This window comes from Campylobacter sp. RM16188 (genome assembly GCF_012978795.1).
In the GTDB taxonomy this organism is placed as follows: Bacteria; Campylobacterota; Campylobacteria; order Campylobacterales; family Campylobacteraceae; genus Campylobacter_A; species Campylobacter_A canis.
Genome location: NZ_LIWQ01000003.1, coordinates 74526 through 95302, shown reverse-complemented (window position 1 = coordinate 95302; position 20777 = coordinate 74526). Strand labels below are relative to the sequence as shown.

Genomic DNA, 20777 nt, shown 5'->3' with positions numbered 1-20777 from the left:
TCAACTATAACTATTAAAAAAGTAATTTTATATTTTTTAGATACAATTACAATTAAAAATTTTAAATTCAAAGTTGATAAAATGTCTGAACAAATACTATATTTTCTAAGGAAAAAACCTTATTTTTTCTACTCATTTTTGGCTGTTTTTGCTTCTTTATACAGTTTTATATTAGCACTTTTGTTTTTTGAGTGGTCTTCATTTCAAAAGGATGTTTTTACCGTACTTTTTGGTCTTTGCATAGTGTGGTTTTTTGCATTCTATATTAGTTTTATAAATACCAAAGAGCAATTTAAATTTGAAAGAGAAAAAGAGAAATTTCATCTTTTTGAAGCTAGAGTTGTTAAAGATTTTGATCTATCACAAGATGAAAATATTTTTAAGAAGATTGAGGCTGTGCAAATTTTCGTAAATAAAAATTTTGCAAAACAAAGCTTAGCATCAACTAGAATTTTAACTCTTATCAACAAAACTCTATTTTTGTATATTGATAATTTGAGTCTTATAAAAAGCCTTGAAAAAGGAGTAAGTGCTTTAAGTAGTTTAGTACAGAAAAATAACATTTTGCAAGAAATTAAGAAAAATAAAGATCAAAACGATACATTGCTAAATTTGCTTGATAGTTATATAAACGAACTTAGTGTAAAAAGCGAGAATAATAAGGAAGTTGTATCTATAAAAATGCAACTTGAAAGAATGCTTGAAATTTTGAAAAATATGAATAAAAAATAAGGAGATATGGTGCAAAATGATCTTGTAGTAGACACTCTAAAAAGTAATGACTTAAATGTTTTTATAGATGAAGATAAGCTTATTTTTAAAAATGATTTAAGTAAAGAAGATGAAGAAAAAATATCCAATAAGGCTGTGGAGTTGTTGGAATTTTTATCAGGAAAAGACTCTTCACATATTAGAGAGATATTAGAAAATATCACAATTGATGATGTCAAACAGCTTGAAAATTCATCATCTTTACTTATGACTAAATTTGGCAAGCTTGATAGTATAGAAAGTGATCAAACTCAAAGCATAAGTCGTTCTTTGACTAAACTAAACGAAGAACTCGTGGAGATAAATCCTTATAAATTTGATTTTAGTAAAAATAATTTTCTATCTTCTATGCCATTTATCGGAAAACCTATCAATAGATACTTAAAGAAATTTCAAAATTCAAAAGATGTAATAAATGAGACACTATCTCATATAGAAGACGGTGAGCAAGTTTTGAGGCAGGATAATGCTATATTGCAAGATGACAAAGAGTATTATAAAAATAGAGCAATAAGTCTTCAAAAAAAAGCTATTGTGTTCGAAAAAATTATTAAAGCCATAGAGCAAAATTTATTGAAATTAGAACCAAAAGAAAGAGAATTTTACGAGAATAATGTTTTGCTCAATTTAAATAAAAAAACAAGAAGTATATATGAAATTTTAGCTGTTACTCAGCAAGGATTATTGTCAAGTGATTTTATAATAAATACAAACTGGGAGCTTATAGATAATATCTCAAATGTAAAATTAGTCACTAAAAGGGCGATAGAGATAGGTGTTGCTCTAGCCGTATCTTTAGAAAATCAAAAAAATGTCATACAGACAGCCGAAAAAACAAAAACACTTGCAAATGAAATTTTGCTTGAAAATGCCAAAAGAATGAACTCTCAAGCAGTTGATGTATATGAGATGTCTTCAAGCGGGACTCTTGATATAGAAGTGCTAAAGCAAGCATTTACACAAATAGATGAAGCTATGAGTAAAATGGATAGCCTTAAATCAGAAGCATTAAAAAAAGTAAAAAATGAAGTTAAAGCGCTAAAAGAAGTTACTTTAAAGCTTGATGAAAAGATAAAAAATAGCCAAAAAAATGAAGCCATCAAAGAATCATTTTTGATGGATATGTGATAGGAATTTATATGCTGGATCCAAATAATAGACAAAAGAAAAAAATTACAGTATATCTTAGCTTAATACTGATTTTTGTTCCTTTTGTATTTATTTATCTGAAATATTTGAATGTCGAAGAAAAAAATGAGCCTATCGTAAAAGTAATAAAAGAAGTTCAAATAAAAGAGATCAAAAGCTCGGATGCTACTATCTACAGACAGGACTCTATAGGCGGCGTAATTCAAATTCCATTTGAAGTTCGTGATATGAAAATATCTAATGACAAAAAAAGATTATTCACTTTGGGGCATGATAGAGACGGTATAAGCATCATAGATATATCAAATATAGAAAAAATCAAGTTGCTTGGACTTTTTTATTTTCCCGAAGCAAAGCATTATGTTGAAGATATTGACATAGCCGAGAGTAAAGATGGACAAAGTTTATATGTCGTAAGCCCTAATATCGGAGTTTTAAAGCTTGATATTAGAGATTTTAAAAATATAAAAGTAATTGCAAAATTTGATATGAAAGGTTGTTTTAGAATCAAATTAAGCAATGATGAAAATTTAGCTTTTATTAAAACTATTGACGGTATGGCTATACTTGATTTATCTAAAGGATCTATGCAAAAAGTCGGAGAGTTTAAAGGTTTTCGTGGTGCCGCTCCTATAGAAAAGGGCGATATAGCTATATATTCTGATAAGTATATTTTTATGTCTGACTTTGAAGGTTTATATATGTTTGATATAAGCGATCCAAAAAATATCAAAAAAGTTGCAAGTAAAAAGGGCGCCGGAGCCATCATAAGCATTAAAATTTCAGAAGATAAAAAACGACTTTATATGAACAAGCTTGAAAGTTTAGATGTTTACGATATCAGTGAATTCGGTATTATAAAACCACTGGGTAAATACATTGCAGATGGTAGATTATATAACTTTGATGTATCAAAAGATAGGCACAAGGCTTATCTGGCTATCAGTAGAGGTGGTAAAAATAGTATAAATTTATCAGGTGTAGATATAGTAAATTTGAGCAATGAGCTAGAGCCGATTAGGATGATAAAGCGCAATGCTCCTGAGGCAGAAGATGTCGTAATGCTCTTATCTCCGGATGAAAAATATATGATAGTTTCTACTGAAGTGAAATTTGAAGGATTTATAGGTGTTTATCAAAGATAAATACAATGACCCAAACAAGATATTTGCTGATAAAATATTTGTATTTTTATCTTTAATTATTATTGTTTTGTCTATTGTATTTTATAATTTTGGAGAAAAATTAGATATAAGACAAAAGCCTAAAGAAGCAAAAGTTATAACTGAGATAAAAACAGAAATTATAAAAGAGCCTCTTAATAAGAGCTATGAAAAACCGAAACCTCTTTGGGGGCTGCCATTTGCTAAAAATAACTTTGTATCCATTGTTGATATTGTTAAAACCGATAATGGATATTTGATAGCAGGAGAGCATAAACTTGATAGTCGTCCTGCTTTTTTTGTAGAAGTAGACGAAAGCGGACAAGAAATTTGGAATAAAAAATTTACAAAAAATATTTCAGGAATTTTAAGTTTAGCTGCTGTAAAGATAGGGCGGCATTTTATACTGAGTCATGAAGAAGATGCCTATATGATAGATAAATACAGTCATCAGATTGTTAAAAAGTTTCCTTATGTATTAAAAAAAGCAATATCAATAAACAACGATGAAATTTTAGCATGCGACTATCATAATAAACTTTATAGATTTGGTAAAGACGGAGAAATTATTTGGCAAAAAAATATTGATGCATCGCATATCCCTGAAGATATTCATTATGAGTATATTTCTGACCCAAAAGATTTAAATAAAGATGCAACCGTAGTTGAGCATACAAGACCTGCAGATGTGATTAAAAAGATCATAAAGACTAAAGACAGAAATTTTATTTTGGCTGTTAGAAATTTAAGAATATTTAAATTTGATATGAATGGCAAAATGCTTTTTAACATTCAGCATGATGAAAACGATGAATATTTTTATGATATGATTGAGATGAGTGATGGTTCTTTAAATGTGCTGTTTTCTAAAGTTCTAAAAAATTCAAAAAGCATTAATATAATGAATATAGCAAGCGGCGGTAAAGTCATTTGGGAAAAGCAAATTTTTGAAAGTAAAAGTGGCAGAGCATTTGCATTTTCATTAGCCAAATACAGGAAAGACAATGTTTTAGTTGCTATAAACACTGAAGAAAAAGGCAGGAATTTTGTAAAAATGATTGAGCTAGATAACAACGGAAAAATTATAGATCAAAAAGATATGCATAACATCGGAGAAGATCCTGTCGTCAATGTTTTATCTCCTGCTTTAGATGGTGGAGTTTTAGTTGGTGGAAGGACTAGCTATGCCGTTTCTACTCATCCTCAAATAGTAAATAGTAAAGTCATCAAATTTTCTGACACTAGAAACTATGAAGCAATTTTTTTAAAAATTAGAGCCGATCTAAAGTTAAGCGAACATAATTTTAATAATTTGATAGAGACTAATTAAATTTCCTCTCAATGCTTCTTAGCACAAATTTAATTAGCTCAAGCCCTTTTGATCGGTGAGAAATTTCAAGCTTTATCTTATCATCAAGCTCGCCAAGAGTTTTATCAAAGCCGTTTGGTATAAATAGCGCATCATAGCCAAAGCCGTTTTCACCTCTTTCTTCGGTAAGCGCAGTTCCGTGCATAAAACCATGCGCGCTGAATTCCCCAAATTTACTAGCTATCGCGATACAAGCGGTGTAGTAAGCGCGTGAGCTAGGTAAATTTAGCGCTTTTAGTTCGGATATCAGTTTGGCTCTGTTTGCCTCGTTCGTTGCAAGCTCGCTAAATCTGGCCGAGTAAATTCCGGGCTTTCCGCCGAGCGCATCAACGCTAATGCCGCTATCATCGCTTAGAGCTATAAATTCATCCTGCAAATTTAGCTCGCAAATTTTATTATAAACGGCTCTTGCCTTGATAAGCGCATTTTCTTTAAAGCTCGTCCCGTCTTCAGCTATATCAAAAGGCTCGCAAATCTCGTTAAGCGAGTAAATTTCATACTCTTTTAAGAAATCTTTTATCTCTTTAACCTTGCCTTTGTTAGACGTAGCTAGAACTATTTTCACTTTTTTATCCTTTTTGCGACTTATCTTTTGGCGTATTATAAATTTAGCCTTTTATTGGCCGTGCGAGTACGGTAAATCGCTCAAATTTACGCGAAATTTCAAGGCTTAATTTAAATTTTATCCTCCTGCAAGTAGGCTATAGCAATCGGCAAAATTTTTCATATTTTAGCTAATTTTGATAAAAAATTTAAGCCTATCTAGGGTAAAATCACTCTTTTATATCAAGGAAATTTTATGTTAAAAAGCGTTTTGCCTCTGTCTTTTATCATCGGAAGCAGATTTTTTGGGATATTTATCATACTGCCTGTTATCAGCGTTTATGCTTTGGAGCTTGAACACTCAAGCGAATTTTTTGTAGGAGTTTTAATAGGCGTTTATGCGCTAACTCAGGTGATTTTTCAGATACCTTTTGGCTATTTTTCGGACAAATTCGGGCGCAAGATCACTCTTTGTCTAGGGCTTGTGATCTTTATCATCGGAGCTTTAATCTGCGCGCAGGCAACCGATATCTACACGATGATTTTGGGACGTTTTATACAGGGTGTGGGCGCTATCGGGGGCGTTGCTACCGCGATGATAAGCGATAATACAAAAGAAGAAGTTAGAGGCAAAGCTATGGCGATAATGGGCGTATTTATCGGCGTAAGTTTCGCTCTTTCGATGCTGATAGCTCCTAGCATGAGTGCGAAATTTGGTCTTTCAAGCCTCTTTTATTTAAGTGCGGCGCTTACTGCGTTTTGTATAGTGCTTTTATATACTGCTGTGCCAAAAGACCCTAAAATTCAGCATTATGAAGAGAAAACGCCATTTTTTAAGCTCATATCAAATAGAAATTTATTTTTGATGAATCTAACAAATTTCATGCAAAAAATGCTTATGTCTGTGGCTTTTTTCATTATTCCGGTCGTTTTAGTGCATGATTTTGGAGGTTCTAAAGACGAGCTTTGGAAAATTTACGCAGTTTCTACCGTGTTTGGTTTCATCGCGATGGGGCTTGGCGGAGCAATAGGCGAAAAAAGAGGTCTTGGCAAGCATCTTTTGGTAGTAGGAGTTGTATTTTTCATAGCCTCTTATCTCTTTTTTGCATTGGCAAAAAGCACGCTTGTGTTTTGTATCGGCGTTGTGCTGTTTTTCGTAGGGTTTAACCTTCACGAGCCTATCATGCAGTCAATCGCTTCAAAATTTGCCAAAGTAAGCGAAAAAGGAGCCGCTCTTGGTGTGTTTAACTCTTCTGGCTTTATGGGAACTTTCATAGGCGGCATAGGGGCGGGGGCCTTGCTGAAATATTATGATTTAAACGTGCTTTGCATCGTTTTTATCGTGCTTTGCGTGATCTGGCTTGTGCTTTTAAGATGGCTTGACAATCCCGTTATTTTTAAAAATATCTATTTTGGGCTTGAGGATAACGTAAATTTAGAGGCTATTTCAAATTTCGACGAAGTCGTTGAGTGCTACAAAACCGCAAACAACTATGTTATCAAATACAACTCTAAAATGATAGATGAAGCCGCCTTATTTGATAGGATCAAAAACTAAATTTTGGTTTTAATTTGAGTAAAATTTACGATGTTTTAATTATCGGAGCAGGCGCTAGCGGACTGTTTTTAGCCTCAAATTTACACGGACTGGAAGTTGCGATCTTAGAAAAAAACTCCTGCGCAGGCAAAAAAATTCTAGCAAGCGGCGGAGGCAAATGCAACATCACAAACCGCTACATAAGCTCACAAAACTATCTTGGCGATGAAGAATTTATCGCTAAAGCGCTTTTAAATTTGAGTTTTCGCGATGTGCTTGAATTCTTCGCAGAGCTTAAATTTAAAGAGATAAAGCAAAATCAATTTTTTTGTTCAAGCTCCGCCAGAGACGTTTTGGGAGTGCTTTTAAGATCGTGTGAGCAAAACAAAGCGAAGATATTTTATAACTGCGATGTAAAGAGTGCTGCTAAAATTTCAAATTCTAAAAATTGCGAAGCCGGCGTTTGTGGCGACTTGTCAAAATCCCAAAATGAAATTTTTGAAATTTTAACCCACAACGGGCAGAAATTTAGAGCCAAAAGTCTTGTAGTAGCAAGCGGCGGACTTAGTTATAAAGCTCTTGGTGCAAGCGATATAGGCTATCTTGTCGCTCAAAATTTCGGCTTGCAAGTAACCAAAACCGCTCCGGCTTTAGTCGGTTTTACGGTTCAAAAGGATGAATTTTGGTTTAAAAATTTAAGCGGTGTTAGCCTAAATGCCGAAATTTCTTTAAATACAAAAAATATATTAGGTTTAAAATTTAAAGACCAAGATAAGCCAAATTCAGATAAAAAAACGGCTTTAAGCGAGCGAAAATTTAGCGCGGACGTTTTATTTACTCACAAAGGCATTAGCGGACCTGCCGTATTAAGCGCATCTTTGTTTTGGAGCAAAGGCGCTGTTAGGATCAATTTTTTACCGAATTTTGATACGAGATGTTTAAGCCGTACAAAAAAGCAACTTTCTACGATTTTGCCGCTTCCAAGGCGATTTACGCTTGAATTTTTAAAGGCAAACGAGCTAGAGGATAGGGCTTTTGGCGAATATAACGAAGAACAAAAGGCTAAAATTTTAAAGTTGTTTGATTATCCGTTTGCACCTGCGGGAACCTTTGGATTTGAACGCGCAGAAGTTACTAAAGGCGGCGTTAGCACAGATGAAATAGATGAAAATTTTGAGTGTAAAAGCGTTAAAAACCTATACTTCATCGGCGAGGTTTTAGACGTTACGGGCATGCTTGGGGGATATAATTTGCATTTTGCTTTTACAAGCGCGAAAATTTTAGCCAATCATTTAAATTTAAGACTTCCATAGAGTCTTTTGAAATCCAAAAATTAATTTCAAGCAAATTTGCGCAAGAGCCAAATTTAACCTCGCGCAAAATTTTATTAAACCATCTTTAGAACTTCGACTACTTCGCCACGAGCGATAAATTCGGTCTCTTTTGGGATGATTAAAAGCGCGGCGTCATTTAGTAGGTTATTTACGATCGCGGAGCTTCCAAGCTTCTTGCCCTCTAAATTTAGGTAAATTTTGCCGTCGCGATTTACTAAATTTGCAGCCGTAAATTCCAAAAACGGAGAGCGTTTTTTATAATCTTCATCCATTATCGCAGTTATTTTTGGCTCGGGCAGATTAAACCACAAATTTATCAAAACTCGCACGTAAAGCACGCACATAACCATCGCCGAATACGGAAATCCGGGAAGCGCAAATATGTATTTATCTTCACTTTTTGCTACTTTTATATGTCTGCCCGGTTTAATCGCCGCTCCATCTATTATTAGTTTAAAATTTTCATTCAGCGCGCCTTTTACGAAGTCGTAATCCCCCATGCTGACTCCACCCGTGGTTACCAGCACATCTGCACTTTTTAAGGCATTGATGATGGCTGTTTTTACGGTGTTTGCATTATCTTTTGCGATTTCGCAGATGATCGGCTCGGCACCCATTTTGCGTACCATTTGGGCGATTGCTATATGGTTTGAGCTGTGAATTTGAGCAGGGTTTAAAAGCGGCTCGCCAAGATCTCTTATCTCGCTTCCTGTAGCCAGTATCGCAACTCTAGGACGCACAAATACGCTTATGTGAAACATCCCAAGTTCGGCCATTAATGCAATTTCTGCGTAGCTGATTTTGGTGCCTTTTTTGATTAAAATTTCGCCTTTTTTATAGCTTTCGCCCACTTCTCGCACGGCAAAGCCCTTTTTTACGGGCTTTTTTATAATTATTTTAGAGCCTGCTACTTCGACGTTTTCGACAGGTATAAGAGTATCAGTTCCTTCGCTCATAAGCGAGCCCGTGAAGGTTTTTACGCATTTTGTGCCGCTTACGTTTATGCCCTTATCGGTTCCTGCCGGAAGGTCGGTGATAAGCTCAAGCTCATTTAAATTTTCACTCCAAGCAAACGCATATCCGTCCATAGCCGAAGTCGGTTTTGGCGGGTAGTTATCGGCTGCAACTACATCTGTGGCGATATGGCGATCAAGCGCTTCGGTAATGGCTACTTTTTGAATCTTATCCCAAGGCGTGATCGTGGAGCGCAGTATGTCCAAGCTTGCTTCATAGCTCATAAATTCTTTCATTTTTTTCCTTCCGGCGGTCGCATTAATAGTCTTAGAACCTCGTTTTTGTCTTAAATAACGAGTTGATTTACGCAAAGCGCAAATTTTGCATATTTTATCATCTTAGCCTTAAATGGCTATGGAATTTATCACCTTTTTATTTTTCACAAGCTAAAATAAAGTTTAAGAAATCAGGCTGATTTTACCTATCCTCAAGGAAATTTCATGAACACTTTAAAATGGCAAATCGTAGCCGGCGGAGCGCTTGGCGTGGTGGCAGCTCTTCTTGTATTTTTTGGCAATCCAGGCAACATGGGCGTATGTGCAGCTTGCTTCTTGCGCGATATAACGGGCTCGCTTGGGTTTCACAGAGCAAGCGTCGTGCAGTATATGCGTCCCGAGATCATGGGACTTGTCATAGGCGGGTTTATAGCAAGCGTGCTTTGGACGAAAGAATTTGCTCCTGTTACGGGATCCTCGCCGTTTTTGCGCTTTTTCTTGGGCGTTTTTGCGATGATCGGATGTCTTGTATTTCTTGGTTGCCCATGGAGGGCGTTTTTGCGTCTTGGCGGAGGCGATTTAAGCGCACTGGCAGGCCTTGGCGGACTTATAGTAGGAGTTAGCTTTGGAGTGATGTTTAAGAAATTGGGTTACAAGCTTGATGGCGGAGCAGTTACTAGCAAGGCATTTGGAATTTTGCCTGTGGTTATTGCCGTGGCTTTATTTGCTGCGTTGATATTTGGCTTTAAAGCGGGCGAAAGCGGTGCGCTTTTTGCCTCTGTAAAGGGTCCCGGCTCAATGCACGCAGCCGTTTGGATATCGCTTGGTGCGGGAGTTTTGATAGGAATTTTGATGCATAAGAGCAAATTTTGCAGCGTAGGAGCGATAGGGCACATCTACAAGGGCGATTTTTCTATGTTTGCAGGGCTGCTTAGTATTATATTTTTTGCAAGCGTTGCAAATTTAGCCCTTGGGCAGTATAAATTCGGCTTTGAAGATCAGCCTATCGCGCACAATGACTATATATGGAATTTTTTAGGAATGGCGCTTGCGGGGCTTTGCTTTAGCCTTAGCGAAGGGTGTCCGGGCAAGCATTTAGTGCAGATGGGAACGGGAAATTTAAACTCTGTTATATTTGTTATTGGGATGATGACGGGAGCTGCTTTTGCTCATAACTTTATGCTGACAAGCTCTCCAAGCGGAATAACCGCAAATGCGCCTTATGCCGTGATAGCGGGGTTTGTTTTTGCCGTTTATGTCGGGCTTTTTAAAAGGTAAATTGTCATACCAAAAGGACTTTAAATCATTTTAGCCGGGTGCTTAATCATGTATTTTAATACTCTCATATCGCACCCCGCTAAAATTATCCAAACTACGCTCAAGCCGTCTAAGATTAAGTTAAAAGCGCAGTCGTAAAGCATTGTGTCTTTAAATACTTTGCTAAATTTATACTTGATGAATTTTGGATTTACTTCTTCTTTTCTGCTTTTTGTTTAGCCTGCTCCAGCTGTCCTTTAGCACTATCCAGCTTTACTTTTGCTTCGTCTAGCTTAACTTTGTTTTCATCGGTAGGGCTGATCTCGTATTCTGCCCTAGCCTCTGCCTCTTCCTTTACTGCCTCTTTGTAGGTTTCTTTCGCCTTTGATAGCTTATGCTCTTCTGCGGTCATACCACTTTCGCTATTTCCCTCAAAAGTTACGTATTTCGTGCCGATTATTTTTTCCATACTACCTTTTCCGCCCGGCATATCATAGCCTGGCGTTTTACCTAATAAATCCATACGCTTTATAAAGTCGCTTCTCTCTTTTGCTGTATCAAAAGCCTCTTTATTTCTATACCCCCCCCTTTTTTTTTAAAATCTGAACCCCAGTGTAAAATATATTTACCGTCTTTGAATTCACACTCTCCAGCTTTCATATTGATTTTAGGGTAAATTTTTATTCTATTGCAAAAATCCTGCTCCGCTTTTTCTCCAGCTTGCGCTCCAAAAACCAAACCGACTGCCATTAAGCTAAGTAAAACTATCTTCTTCATCTGCTTACTCCTTAATTTTTTGTTAATTATACCATCTTGGTTGATCTAAAATTTATTGAAAGTAAAATTTGAGTGTAGTTTTTTGAATAAGCTAAGCCAAAGAGCTTAGCTTTTAAATTTTTTAATTTTAAGCCAAAAGCCCTGCACCTTTTATCTCTTGACTTCGCTCTTTAGCGTAAATTCTCTCGCCGTTTATCACGTCATATTTCCAGATAGGAGCGTTTGCTTTAAAGTCCTCGACAAATTCGTTGATTAGCATTAGCGCCACCTTTCTTTGAGGGCTTACGACTCCTGCTACATACGAGCTTGTATGTACCGCTACATCGCCCTTTGAGTGAGCAAAGAGGACATAAGCGTTTTCTTTTGCGGCTTTTTCTTCCCATTTTTTTAGCCATTTAGCTAAAATCGGCTCATATATATCAAAGCTAAGCGCGCTTATACCGCATTCTTCGCGCACGATACCCACAAAAGTTATCAAAGCTCCGCAGTTTTTATCCTTAAACTCATCGTACCAAGAATTTGTGATTTGATTTACGTCCAAACTTCCTTCATAAATTTGCATATCAGCCTCCGCAAACAGGCGGTAAGATAGAAATTCTATCCCCGTCTTTAAGAGGAGTGCTAAGCTCGCTAATTATCTCGTCATTTACGGCTACTGCGCAAATTTTAAGCCACTCGCTAAGCTCAAGCTCATGATAGCCTTTTAAAGCGTCCTTTAGCTCGCCCAAATTTGAGGCTTCAAGCTTTATGTTTTCAAATTTTATAGGTCCTAAGAATTCAACCTCTACCATAAATATCCTTTTTAAAATTTTCGCCATTTTACTTAAAATTATTAAATTTGGATATACTTATAATCAAAAATTTATAAAACCAGAGATAAAAATGAATGAAATTTTAAATACCGTAAAAACTCCGGCTTATGTTTGCGAAGAGGCTTTGTTGCGTAAAAATTTAGAGCTTTTAAAGCGTGTTAAAGATGAAAGCGGAGCTAAAATTTTAGTAGCCCTTAAAGGCTTTGCATTAAGCGGAGTGATGGATATCGTAAGCGAGTATCTTGATGGAGCCACTTGCAGCGGACTTCATGAGGCGAAATTTGCAAATGATTTTGTAAAAGGCGAAATTCACACATACAGCCCGGCCTTTAAAGATGAGGAATTTGATGAAATTTTGGCTATCTCAAAGCATGTGGTTTTTAATAGCTTTAATCAGTGGCAAAAATTTAAAGATAAAGCCTTAAGAAGCGGAGTTGAATGCGGACTTAGAGTAAATCCTGAAAGTTCGGTTGCGCCTACTGATATGTATAATCCATGCGGTAGATTTAGCCGTTTAGGCATAACGGCTAAGAATTTTAGAGCGGATCTGCTTGATGGCATCACGGGACTTCATTTTCATGCGCTTTGCGAGGAGAGCGCCGAGAGCTTAGAGACTGTGCTTATGGCGTTTGAGGAGAAATTCGGCGAGTTTATACCTAAGATGAAATGGATAAATTTCGGCGGCGGACATCACATAACCAGAAAAGATTACAATGCCCGACTTCTTGTAAATTTGATTAAAAATTTCCGTGCAAAATACGGCGTTGAGGTCTATCTTGAGCCCGGAGAAGCGGTCGGCTGGCAGACTGGATTTTTGATCTCAAGCGTGCTTGATATCGTAGAAAACGAAAAGAATATCGCTATTTTAGATACTTCCGCAGAAGCGCATATGCCAGATACTATACTAATGCCTTATCGACCCGCCGTTAGAAACGAGAGTAAAAACGGCAAATTTAGCTATCGCTTTGGCGGCAATACTTGTCTTGCAGGCGATATCGTCGGAATTGATGCCGGCAATGCCGAATATAAATTTGATGAAGAGCTTAAGATTGGCGATAGAGTGATATTTGAAGATCAAATTCACTACACTATCGTAAAAAATACGACTTTTAACGGCATTAAGCTGCCTGATTTGCTCCTTTTGACAAAAGACGGCGAGATAAAAACGCTTAGAGAATTTGGTTACGAAGAGTATAAAAGACGAAATTAGTCCTTAAATTTTTTCAAATTCAACATTTTTTGATAACTGCCAAAGTTTAAATTTTGCTTTGGTTGTTATCAAAATACACTATATCCTATCTCCTTAAATTTTTATAAAGATTACCCAAAATTCGCAATTTAAACATTATGCTGTTAAGGCATATTTAAGGCAACTTTAATTTTTATAATTTATATTTTTTTAAGTATATTAGCTAAGCTTTTTGGTAGTATAGTTTCATTGTCAAAAAGCGTGAGAGCTCGATGACTAGATGATTTAAAAGGATTTTTTGTGGCGAACGCTTCTGATATAGCTGCTGCTAGAGCGCTTTACTATTCGCTGTTTTCAAGGCTTTTTGCATTTAGCTTTAAAGAGGATAGGTTTGACGGCGTAAGCAAGATGCTTGGGCTTATTAGCACAGCCAGTTTGGACGAGGAGTCAAATGCCGCAGCTATGAGGCTTAGCTTAAATTTTAGTAAGCCTAATCCGCAAAACGTAGTGCAGGAGTATGATGATATATTTCACTCTCCGCCAAGACCGCTTAGAAATACATTTTCGTATTATGATGAGGGCTATGAGGTCGGAAACGCCTGTGTTGAGATCAAAAAACTGCTTCTAAAAACGGATATTAGAAGAGATGAGAAGAAATTTAAAGAAAACGAAGATAGCGTAGGGTTTGTATTTACGCTTATGAGCGAATTTATACAAAGAGTGATAGGTGGAAAAAGCGAGTATGAAGAGATTTCGGCTGAGCTTTTTAAAGATATTATAAACCCTTGCATAGATGAATTTTGCGATAAGCTATTTATGCATGATGCTTCTGAAATCTATAAAGACGTTGCAATTTTGCTTAGAAATTTCATAGAGTTTGAAAGAATCTACTATGATGTGCCAAGACCTATCAACGATAGTGAACTTAGTAAAAAAAGCTCAGGGCTTGCACGCTCTGAGATGATTAGACGAGAGAAAAATAGAGTTAGAAAACTAAAATCACAAGGAGAGATTTGATGGAGAAAAACAGACGAGAGTTTTTAAAAAAGCTCGGCGTTGCAGGTAGCGTTGCCGTAGCTTCCGCAGGGGCGGCATATGCAGCCGGCTCAAATTTAAAAAGCGGAAAGAGTAAGAAAAACGAGGTGCTTTATACAAGAAGCAAAACTTGGGAATTTTATTATAAACAAGCAAACTAATAAAATCTAAGAAATTTTAAAAAAGGAAAATATATGTCGCAAGCTAATACACCTAGCACACTTGCGCCAAACAGAATCGGTCGTAGATCGTTTCTCAAGATGGCATCGCTTGCTACGGCTATTGGCTCTGTTAGCGGACTTGCCGCGAGCGGAGTAACTAGAGAGGCAAGCAACGAGGAGATGAAAAATCCATTTTCTAATTCTCGAATTGTAAAAAGCGTTTGTACGGCGTGTTCTGTAGGATGCGGAGTTATAGCAGAAGTTGAAAACGGCGTTTGGGTTCGTCAAGAAGTAGCTCAAGACCACCCTGTAAGTGCAGGCGGACACTGCTGTAAGGGCAGCGATATGATCGATATGGTTCGCTCTCATTGTCGCGTTAAATACCCTATGGTTAAAGAAAACGGAAAGTGGAAAAGAATAAGCTACGAAGAAGCGCTTGACAGAATAGGTGCTCAACTTAAAAAATATAGAGAGGAAAATCCGGAGCAAGTGATGTTTCTTGGTTCTGCCAAAGTTAGCAACGAACAAAGCTACTATATAAGCAAATTCGCTGCTATGTTTGGAACGAACAACCTGGATCATCAAGCTAGAATTTGACATAGTGCAACAGTCGCCGGTGTGGCGAATACTTGGGGTTACGGCGCTATGACAAACCACCTTGGAGATATCCAAAACGCGAAATCTATATTTATAATAGGCTCAAATCCGGCAGTTAATCACCCTGTGGGATTTAGACACTTTTTAAAAGCTAAGGAAAACAACGGAGCTAAGCTAATAGTTGTAGATCCTAGATATACAAGAACTGCGGCAAAAGCCGATTATTTCGCTCAAATTCGTCCAGGAACGGACATACCGTTTATGTATGGAATGATGCATTTAATCTTTGAAAACGGCTGGGAAGATAAAAAATTCATAGAAGATAGAACTTACGGTATAGATCTTATCCGTGAAGAGGCTAAAAAATGGACTCCTGAAGTTGTTGAAGATGTAACGGGAGTAAAAGCTAGCACGCTAAAAGAGATAACGGAAGTTTTTGTTAAAAACAGACCGGGCTCTGTTGTCTGGGCTATGGGTCTAACTCAGCATACTATAGGAAGCTCAAACACTCGTATAGCTCCTATACTTCAGCTAATACTTGGCAATATGGGCGTAAGCGGCGGTGGATGTAACATCCTTCGCGGACATGATAACGTTCAAGGCGCAAGCGATATGGCAAACGCTCCTGACAGCTTGCCTGGATATTATTCTAAGAATGAAGGCTCTTGGAAATATTTTGCTAAGATGTGGAAGGTTGATTACGAGTGGCTGCAAGGAAATTTCGTAAAACCTGAGTGGATGTTTAAACCGGGCTTTACTCTTGCTCGCTGGTGGGCGGGACCGCTTGACGGAAAGAACGGAAACGATCCGATAGATAATGCAGGAACCAGTTTAAAAGCGCTGTTTGTAATAGGAAACGGTATCACATCTACCGCTCAGCAAGTAAAGGTTCAAGAAGGACTTGATAATCTTGAGCTTTTAATACTAGCCGATCCTTTCGTAAATGAAGCGGGTATCATAACAAACAAAAAAGATAATATATTCTTACTTCCTTCTGCAACTCAGTTTGAGTCAAGCGGTTCGGTTGTAGCTACCAATAGAAGCGGTCAATGGAGATCTCAAGCGGTTGAGCCTCTGTTTGAAAGTAAGCAGGATCAAGAAATTTTATTTGAGCTTGCTAAGCGCATAGGATTTTATGACGAACTAACCAGAACTATCCGTGATGAAAACGGTAATATCGAGTGGCCTGAAGCTGCTACTAGAGAAATTGCAAGCATAGTAAAAAGTATCGGACTTACAGGCTGGACTCCTGAGAGACTGAAAAAACATCAAGAAAACTGGGATAAATTTGATGAAAAAACTCTTATGGGTAAAAAGGGCACACCTGTAGAGGGCGAATATTACGGGTTACCGTGGCCTTGCTGGACTACAAGTCACTGCGGAAGTCCAAATTTGTACGATATAAACAGGTCTGTAACCGAAGGCGGTATGGGCTTTAGAAATCGCTTCGGTTTAGAACATAACGGCGTAAATCAACTTGCAGCCGACGGCTCTGCGCCTGTGGATTCGGTAGTAAAAGGCGGATATCCTCAGATTACCAAAGAGAATATAGAGTCTGTTTTGGGTATTACTTTAACAGAAGAAGAAAAAGCCAAGATGGGAGCTACTTGGGCGACTGACGATAGCAATATAATAGCTGAAAAGTGTATGCAAAAAGGCATCGCTCCTTACGGAAACGCAAGAGCAAGAGCTGTCGTGTGGACATTTGCAGATCAAATTCCTATGCACAGAGAGCCGATTCACTCTCCAAGAACGGATCTTGCTAAGAAGTATCCAAGCTTTAAAGATAAGCCAAATCACTACCGCGTATTTACAAAATACGAGAGCTTACAACAAAGCAAGGATTTTGCTAAAGAATTCCCTATAAATTTGATCACCGCAAGGCTTGTAAACCTAAACGGTGCTGGAATGGAAAATAGAGCCAGTATGTATTTGGCTCGTTTAACCCCTGAGATGTTTTGTGATATACACCCTGATCTTGCGGCAAAATATCAGCTTAAAAACGGCGATATGATGTGGATACACTCTCCTGAAGGAACTAAGATCAAGGTTAAGGCCAGACTTGTACATTCGGTTCTTCCTGGTATGATATTCTTGCCGTTTCACTTTACAGGCGTTATGCAAGGTGTTGATATGACGGGAAATTTCCCTGAAGGAACCAAACCATACGCTTGGGGCGAAAGCGCAAATACGATAACAAACTATGGTTATGACATAGTTACTCAAATTCCAGAGACAAAAGGCGGTTTATGCCGCATAGAAAAGGCGTAAGATGAGTGCGATAACAAGACTTAAATTTTATTGCGATGATGATAGATGTATCGATTGTAACGGTTGTTCGGTAGCGTGCGACGAAGCGCATGAGCTTCCTATGGGAGTTCGCCGCCGCCGTGTTATAACCTTAAACGAGGGCGTAGTTGGCAAAGAGGTTTCGACTTCTATTGCTTGTATGCACTGCGAAGACGCTCCGTGCTCTTTGGTTTGCCCTGTTGATTGTTTTTATATAAGAAATGACGGAATCGTTCTTCATGATAAAGAAATTTGCATAGGCTGCGGATACTGCTTGTATGCTTGTCCTTTTGGTGCTCCTCAGTTTCCAAAAAGCGGCGTATTTGGCGTTAAGGGTTCTATGGATAAGTGTACGATGTGCGCCGGAGGTCCTGAGCCTACAAATAGCGAACATGAGCGCGAAGAGTATGGACAAAACAGAATTTCTGAGGGTAAAGTTCCTGTTTGTGCGGCTATGTGTTCTACTAAAGCTTTGCTTGTGGGAGAATCTGATATAATTGAGCAAATTTATCAAGATAGAGTAAGCGCAAGAGGATACGGTGTAAAAAATATCAAAGAATCGCCTTCTTGGAAGATCGCTTACTACACAAAGGATAGAGTATGACAAGAATTTTTGTTTTTCTTTCTATGGCTTTTGGAGCTTTGATGGCTAGTTCTGCAACCAGCACCAATCAATATGATAGCAACATATGGGCTGCTGGTAGAGTAGAAAACATCAAGCCTTACGAAGACGGCTTCGGTCCGCTTTTTACTTTTATCCAAGGAAATGACTATTTCGCGTTTGGCGTAGTTGCTATACTTGCCGCCGTTGTGTTTGCCTTTGTTCTTCACTTTTTGATCATAGGTCCAAAGCATTTTAGCCATGACGGAAAGAAAATTTACGCTTTTGGAGTGATTGAGCGCGTATCTCACGCTCTTGCGGCGGTATCTTGGATAGTGCTTGTCCCAACGGGCATAATCATGATGTGGGGCGATCTGTTTGGTGGCGGAACTTTTGTTAGAGTCTGTAAGAATTTGCACGGTATAGCAACTATTATCTTTGCGGTTTCCGTGCCTCCGATGATGATTTACTGGACAAAAAGAATGCTTCCTGCGATCTATGACATCAAATGGATGATGATAGTGGGCGGTTATCTTTCAAAGGTTAAGCGACCTGTACCTGCGGGTAAATTTAACGCCGGTCAAAAGGCGTGGTATTGGATAGCGATTCCCGGCGGTCTTGTCATGATAGCAACGGGAGCATCGATGTATTTCCTAGACTTCTCAACTCCAAACGTTGCAGGCTGGCTTGGAATGAGTCAGATAGAGGTTCTTAGACTTTCAGCTATCATCCACAACATACTTGGTATAGTTTGCGCTACTTTCTTCTTTGTGCATATCTATATGGCTGCAATCGCTATTCACGGAGCGATTTGGTCTATGGTTACGGGCTATAAAGAGGAAGAAGAGGTGGCTATACTTCATAGCTATTGGTATAAAGAGCTTCAAAGTAAAGGTCAAATTTAAAATTTATAAACAGGGGAATTTGGATTCAAATTCCCTTTAAATTTAAAATTTAAGAAATGTGCTAAAAAATCATAACAAATAGCTTCAAGATACCCAATATTACGATATAAAATAAGTTTAAGTTTTATGCTTTATTTAAGTTAAAATCTAATACAATTCAAATGTAAATTTTAATAGAATAACTATGTTTTATTAAAATTTAAAGGAAGTCGATGCAACCGATTTATACTACGCAAATCACTAAATTTAAAGGTGATGAGCAAATTTTAAAAGATGATATTTTGGTTCGTGAGATCAAGCTTGAAATTCAGATCAACGACAAACGCTTCGGTGCTATGATGGCGACACCTGTGGATCAAGAAGCACTTGCCGTAGGTTATCTTATAAGCGAGAATATAATAGCTAGTCCAAAAGATATAAGCGAAGTTAGGCTTGAGGATGACGGACTTATGGTCAAAATAGCCGCAAAAGTAAATGAAAAGAGTATGGAGCGCTTTGATGAAGAAGCTATCATCATAAGCGGATGCGGTAGAGGACAAACCGCCAACATCGATCCAGAGGCGATGGCGGCAAGAGTCGTAAAAGCCGATGTCAAATTTAAAAAAGATGAAATTTTAAAGCAGATGGGACAGTTTTACACGCAGTGCGAGCTTTATGAGATGACGGGCTGTGTGCATACGGCAAAGCTTTATGTGGATGAAAATACTTTCTTTATCGGAGAGGATATCGCTCAGCATAACACTATTGATAAAGCCGTAGGCAAGGCCTGTTTAGCAGGAGTTGATCTTGGCAAGACGTTTTTGATGGTTAGCGGAAGATTAAGCTCTGAAATGGTGGCAAAAGCCGTTATGCATGGAGTGCCGGCACTTATTTCTCGAACGGCTCCGACTAGCCTTGGAGTGCTGATAGCGCGTAAATTTAACCTTACTCTTTGCGGATTTGCAAGGGGTGAAAATATGAACGTTTATAGCGGTCTTGAGAGGATTATAGGATGAGTAAAGAGGTCGAAAATTTGATAAATGATCTGCTGAATTCAAACGGTAGACTTGATTGCGGTTCGGCTTTTAAAATTTCAGCCAAGACAAACACACCTATAGAAGAAGTTGGCAAGATAGCTACGGATATCGGTGTTAAGATCGATAACTGCGAGCTTGGACAGTTTGGAAAGCTTGATTGTGATAGTGGAAGCGTAGAGGTTTTGTCCAAGCTTGAGCCGTTTTTGGATGATAAAAGAAGAATATTTTGCGCCGATGGAAGAAATGCGGCGCAAGGGGTCGGCTTAAAGAAAATTCGCTCAACTTTAAAAGATTATAAAATAGATGTCAAGTACTGCAAACTAGGCTGTTTTAAAGAAAAAAAAGGCAAGAAAATGGTAGTAAAAACTAAAACATGGATAGAAAACGCAGAAGGCGAATTAATCTTTGGCAAAGGTAAAACCGAAGTTCTTGAAGTAATAGCTCAAGTGGGCTCGATCTCAAAAGCGGCTGAAATTTTAGGAATGAATTATAAAAAATGCTGGAATCACCTGCAAATTTTACAAAAAAATATGAAAGAAGATCTTGTAAACACAAAGCAAGGCGGCGGGGATAACGCGGGAACTACGCTAAATGAAAGAGCTTATGAGCTTATTAACGCCTATAAGCAGCTTCAAGCCGATATCGAAGAGTATGCAAACAAGCGCTTTAAAGAGCTGTTTATAAAAAAAGAAGAGAAATAATAACCAAATTTATACAAGGGAGAAAATATGTATATCAAACTAAACGACAGAGTCTATCTTAACAAAGATAAGATCACCAGAGTAAAAGTTGATAGCGTTCAAGACGGTATCAGAATTCGCTTCTATGAGGGTCAAAATCAAGTTGCAAAGAGCGGAAAATTCGAAAGCGAAGCAAAAGCTATCGAATGGCTTGAGAAAAACTTTATCAACAAATAACAACCACAAAAGGCGCTCAATAAACCCGGGCGCCGTCACTTCTAAAATCATTTCTAATAAAATTCACAAATCTCTTTTAACTATTTAAAATTTAAAATGTTATAATCACTTCTAAGCTTCAAGGTT

General features: G+C 37.7%; 22 protein-coding genes. 16 read left to right on the top strand and 6 right to left on the bottom strand.

The window, feature by feature from the left end:
- Nucleotides 1-180: 180 nt before the first annotated feature.
- The 4 genes from CDOM16188_RS02510 to CDOM16188_RS02495 all read left to right on the top strand — a co-directional run bounded on the left by CDOM16188_RS02510 (nucleotide 181) and on the right by CDOM16188_RS02495 (nucleotide 4413).
- Nucleotides 181-732 (top strand): hypothetical protein, encoded by a 552-nt coding sequence (locus tag CDOM16188_RS02510; protein ID WP_172198239.1) that lies wholly within the window; start codon nucleotides 181-183, stop codon nucleotides 730-732.
- 9 nt (nucleotides 733-741) lie between these two features.
- Nucleotides 742-1899, top strand: coding sequence for a toxic anion resistance protein (locus tag CDOM16188_RS02505; RefSeq protein ID WP_367649332.1), 1158 nt, complete (start codon nucleotides 742-744; stop codon nucleotides 1897-1899).
- A 107-nt stretch (nucleotides 1900-2006) separates the two neighbouring features.
- A complete protein-coding gene (locus tag CDOM16188_RS02500) occupies nucleotides 2007-3065 on the top strand; it encodes a hypothetical protein (protein ID WP_172198235.1) in 1059 nt (352 codons plus the stop codon).
- The gene (locus CDOM16188_RS02495; RefSeq protein WP_172198233.1) at nucleotides 3049-4413 is read left to right on the top strand and encodes a hypothetical protein; all 1365 of its coding nucleotides are present in this window, start codon (nucleotides 3049-3051) and stop codon (nucleotides 4411-4413) included. Before CDOM16188_RS02500 ends, CDOM16188_RS02495 begins: the two co-directional genes overlap by 17 nt.
- Here the strand turns inward: CDOM16188_RS02495 and rdgB are convergent.
- On the bottom strand, nucleotides 4406-5017 hold the full coding sequence (gene rdgB, locus CDOM16188_RS02490; protein WP_172198231.1) for an RdgB/HAM1 family non-canonical purine NTP pyrophosphatase: 612 nt from the start codon (nucleotides 5015-5017) through the stop codon (nucleotides 4406-4408). The two genes, CDOM16188_RS02495 and rdgB, sit on opposite strands and share 8 nt — an antisense overlap.
- Before the next feature lie 234 nt (nucleotides 5018-5251).
- On the opposite strand from rdgB, the gene CDOM16188_RS02485 reads away from it, so the two are divergent.
- Both CDOM16188_RS02485 and CDOM16188_RS02480 read left to right on the top strand, forming a co-directional pair.
- Nucleotides 5252-6553: an MFS transporter gene (locus tag CDOM16188_RS02485; protein ID WP_172198229.1), complete on the top strand. Its 1302-nt coding sequence runs from the start codon at nucleotides 5252-5254 to the stop codon at nucleotides 6551-6553.
- Between the two features lie 14 nt (nucleotides 6554-6567).
- On the top strand, nucleotides 6568-7845 hold the full coding sequence (locus CDOM16188_RS02480; RefSeq protein ID WP_216656218.1) for an aminoacetone oxidase family FAD-binding enzyme: 1278 nt from the start codon (nucleotides 6568-6570) through the stop codon (nucleotides 7843-7845).
- 74 nt (nucleotides 7846-7919) lie between these two features.
- Here the strand turns inward: CDOM16188_RS02480 and CDOM16188_RS02475 are convergent, their stop codons facing one another.
- Nucleotides 7920-9116: a molybdopterin molybdotransferase MoeA gene (locus CDOM16188_RS02475; RefSeq protein ID WP_172198227.1), complete on the bottom strand. Its 1197-nt coding sequence runs from the start codon at nucleotides 9114-9116 to the stop codon at nucleotides 7920-7922.
- A gap of 204 nt (nucleotides 9117-9320) precedes the next feature.
- On the opposite strand from CDOM16188_RS02475, the gene yedE reads away from it, so the two are divergent.
- Nucleotides 9321-10373: a YedE family putative selenium transporter gene (gene yedE / locus CDOM16188_RS02470; protein ID WP_172198225.1), complete on the top strand. Its 1053-nt coding sequence runs from the start codon at nucleotides 9321-9323 to the stop codon at nucleotides 10371-10373.
- A gap of 190 nt (nucleotides 10374-10563) precedes the next feature.
- Here the strand turns inward: yedE and CDOM16188_RS02465 are convergent, their stop codons facing one another.
- From CDOM16188_RS02465 to CDOM16188_RS02450, 4 genes are all read right to left on the bottom strand, one after another.
- The gene (locus tag CDOM16188_RS02465; RefSeq protein ID WP_172198223.1) at nucleotides 10564-10875 is read right to left on the bottom strand and encodes a hypothetical protein; all 312 of its coding nucleotides are present in this window, start codon (nucleotides 10873-10875) and stop codon (nucleotides 10564-10566) included.
- 5 nt (nucleotides 10876-10880) lie between these two features.
- On the bottom strand, nucleotides 10881-11129 hold the full coding sequence (locus CDOM16188_RS02460) for a hypothetical protein (protein WP_172198221.1): 249 nt from the start codon (nucleotides 11127-11129) through the stop codon (nucleotides 10881-10883).
- Between the two features lie 127 nt (nucleotides 11130-11256).
- Entirely contained in the window at nucleotides 11257-11691 is a 435-nt protein-coding gene (locus CDOM16188_RS02455) for a molybdenum cofactor biosynthesis protein MoaE (RefSeq protein ID WP_172198219.1), read from the bottom strand.
- A 1-nt stretch (nucleotide 11692) separates the two neighbouring features.
- Nucleotides 11693-11920 carry a MoaD/ThiS family protein gene (locus tag CDOM16188_RS02450; protein WP_172198217.1) on the bottom strand — a complete coding sequence of 76 codons (228 nt, stop codon included), beginning with the start codon at nucleotides 11918-11920 and terminating at the stop codon, nucleotides 11693-11695.
- 91 nt (nucleotides 11921-12011) lie between these two features.
- On the opposite strand from CDOM16188_RS02450, the gene nspC reads away from it, so the two are divergent.
- The 9 genes from nspC to CDOM16188_RS02405 all read left to right on the top strand — a co-directional run bounded on the left by nspC (nucleotide 12012) and on the right by CDOM16188_RS02405 (nucleotide 20651).
- On the top strand, nucleotides 12012-13151 hold the full coding sequence (nspC, locus tag CDOM16188_RS02445; RefSeq protein ID WP_172198215.1) for a carboxynorspermidine decarboxylase: 1140 nt from the start codon (nucleotides 12012-12014) through the stop codon (nucleotides 13149-13151).
- 279 nt (nucleotides 13152-13430) lie between these two features.
- Nucleotides 13431-14147: a molecular chaperone TorD family protein gene (locus CDOM16188_RS02440; protein ID WP_172198212.1), complete on the top strand. Its 717-nt coding sequence runs from the start codon at nucleotides 13431-13433 to the stop codon at nucleotides 14145-14147.
- Nucleotides 14147-14326 (top strand): twin-arginine translocation signal domain-containing protein, encoded by a 180-nt coding sequence (locus CDOM16188_RS02435; protein ID WP_169941191.1) that lies wholly within the window; start codon nucleotides 14147-14149, stop codon nucleotides 14324-14326. Before CDOM16188_RS02440 ends, CDOM16188_RS02435 begins: the two co-directional genes overlap by 1 nt.
- 33 nt (nucleotides 14327-14359) lie before the next feature.
- Nucleotides 14360-17194 carry a formate dehydrogenase subunit alpha gene (locus CDOM16188_RS02430; protein ID WP_172198209.1) on the top strand — a complete coding sequence of 945 codons (2835 nt, stop codon included), beginning with the start codon at nucleotides 14360-14362 and terminating at the stop codon, nucleotides 17192-17194.
- Nucleotide 17195: 1 nt separating this feature from the next.
- Complete coding sequence (gene fdh3B / locus CDOM16188_RS02425; RefSeq protein WP_169941195.1) at nucleotides 17196-17816, top strand: formate dehydrogenase FDH3 subunit beta; 621 nt, start codon at nucleotides 17196-17198, stop codon at nucleotides 17814-17816.
- Nucleotides 17813-18718, top strand: coding sequence for a formate dehydrogenase subunit gamma (locus tag CDOM16188_RS02420; RefSeq protein ID WP_172198206.1), 906 nt, complete (start codon nucleotides 17813-17815; stop codon nucleotides 18716-18718). The genes fdh3B and CDOM16188_RS02420 overlap by 4 nt, the downstream gene beginning before the upstream one ends.
- Before the next feature lie 212 nt (nucleotides 18719-18930).
- Nucleotides 18931-19713, top strand: a complete 783-nt coding sequence (gene fdhD / locus CDOM16188_RS02415; protein ID WP_172198203.1) for a formate dehydrogenase accessory sulfurtransferase FdhD — start codon at nucleotides 18931-18933, stop codon at nucleotides 19711-19713.
- Nucleotides 19710-20435: a winged helix-turn-helix domain-containing protein gene (locus tag CDOM16188_RS02410; protein WP_169941201.1), complete on the top strand. Its 726-nt coding sequence runs from the start codon at nucleotides 19710-19712 to the stop codon at nucleotides 20433-20435. The genes fdhD and CDOM16188_RS02410 overlap by 4 nt, the downstream gene beginning before the upstream one ends.
- Before the next feature lie 27 nt (nucleotides 20436-20462).
- Nucleotides 20463-20651, top strand: a complete 189-nt coding sequence (locus tag CDOM16188_RS02405; RefSeq protein WP_169941203.1) for a sodium-dependent tyrosine transporter — start codon at nucleotides 20463-20465, stop codon at nucleotides 20649-20651.
- Nucleotides 20652-20777: the final 126 nt, after the last annotated feature.

Coding starts and splice junctions, on each gene's coding strand:
- CDOM16188_RS02450 (WP_172198217.1), bottom strand. CDS start 11,920: ATGGTAGAGGTTGAATTCTTAGGACCTATAAAATTTGAAAACATAAAG.
- CDOM16188_RS02420 (WP_172198206.1), top strand. CDS start 17,813: ATGACAAGAATTTTTGTTTTTCTTTCTATGGCTTTTGGAGCTTTGATG.
- CDOM16188_RS02475 (WP_172198227.1), bottom strand. CDS start 9,116: ATGAAAGAATTTATGAGCTATGAAGCAAGCTTGGACATACTGCGCTCC.
- CDOM16188_RS02410 (WP_169941201.1), top strand. CDS start 19,710: ATGAGTAAAGAGGTCGAAAATTTGATAAATGATCTGCTGAATTCAAAC.
- fdhD (WP_172198203.1), top strand. CDS start 18,931: ATGCAACCGATTTATACTACGCAAATCACTAAATTTAAAGGTGATGAG.
- CDOM16188_RS02465 (WP_172198223.1), bottom strand. CDS start 10,875: ATGGATTTATTAGGTAAAACGCCAGGCTATGATATGCCGGGCGGAAAA.
- yedE (WP_172198225.1), top strand. CDS start 9,321: ATGAACACTTTAAAATGGCAAATCGTAGCCGGCGGAGCGCTTGGCGTG.
- CDOM16188_RS02455 (WP_172198219.1), bottom strand. CDS start 11,691: ATGCAAATTTATGAAGGAAGTTTGGACGTAAATCAAATCACAAATTCT.
- CDOM16188_RS02460 (WP_172198221.1), bottom strand. CDS start 11,129: ATGAAGAAGATAGTTTTACTTAGCTTAATGGCAGTCGGTTTGGTTTTT.
- CDOM16188_RS02485 (WP_172198229.1), top strand. CDS start 5,252: ATGTTAAAAAGCGTTTTGCCTCTGTCTTTTATCATCGGAAGCAGATTT.
- CDOM16188_RS02435 (WP_169941191.1), top strand. CDS start 14,147: ATGGAGAAAAACAGACGAGAGTTTTTAAAAAAGCTCGGCGTTGCAGGT.
- CDOM16188_RS02405 (WP_169941203.1), top strand. CDS start 20,463: ATGTATATCAAACTAAACGACAGAGTCTATCTTAACAAAGATAAGATC.
- nspC (WP_172198215.1), top strand. CDS start 12,012: ATGAATGAAATTTTAAATACCGTAAAAACTCCGGCTTATGTTTGCGAA.
- fdh3B (WP_169941195.1), top strand. CDS start 17,196: ATGAGTGCGATAACAAGACTTAAATTTTATTGCGATGATGATAGATGT.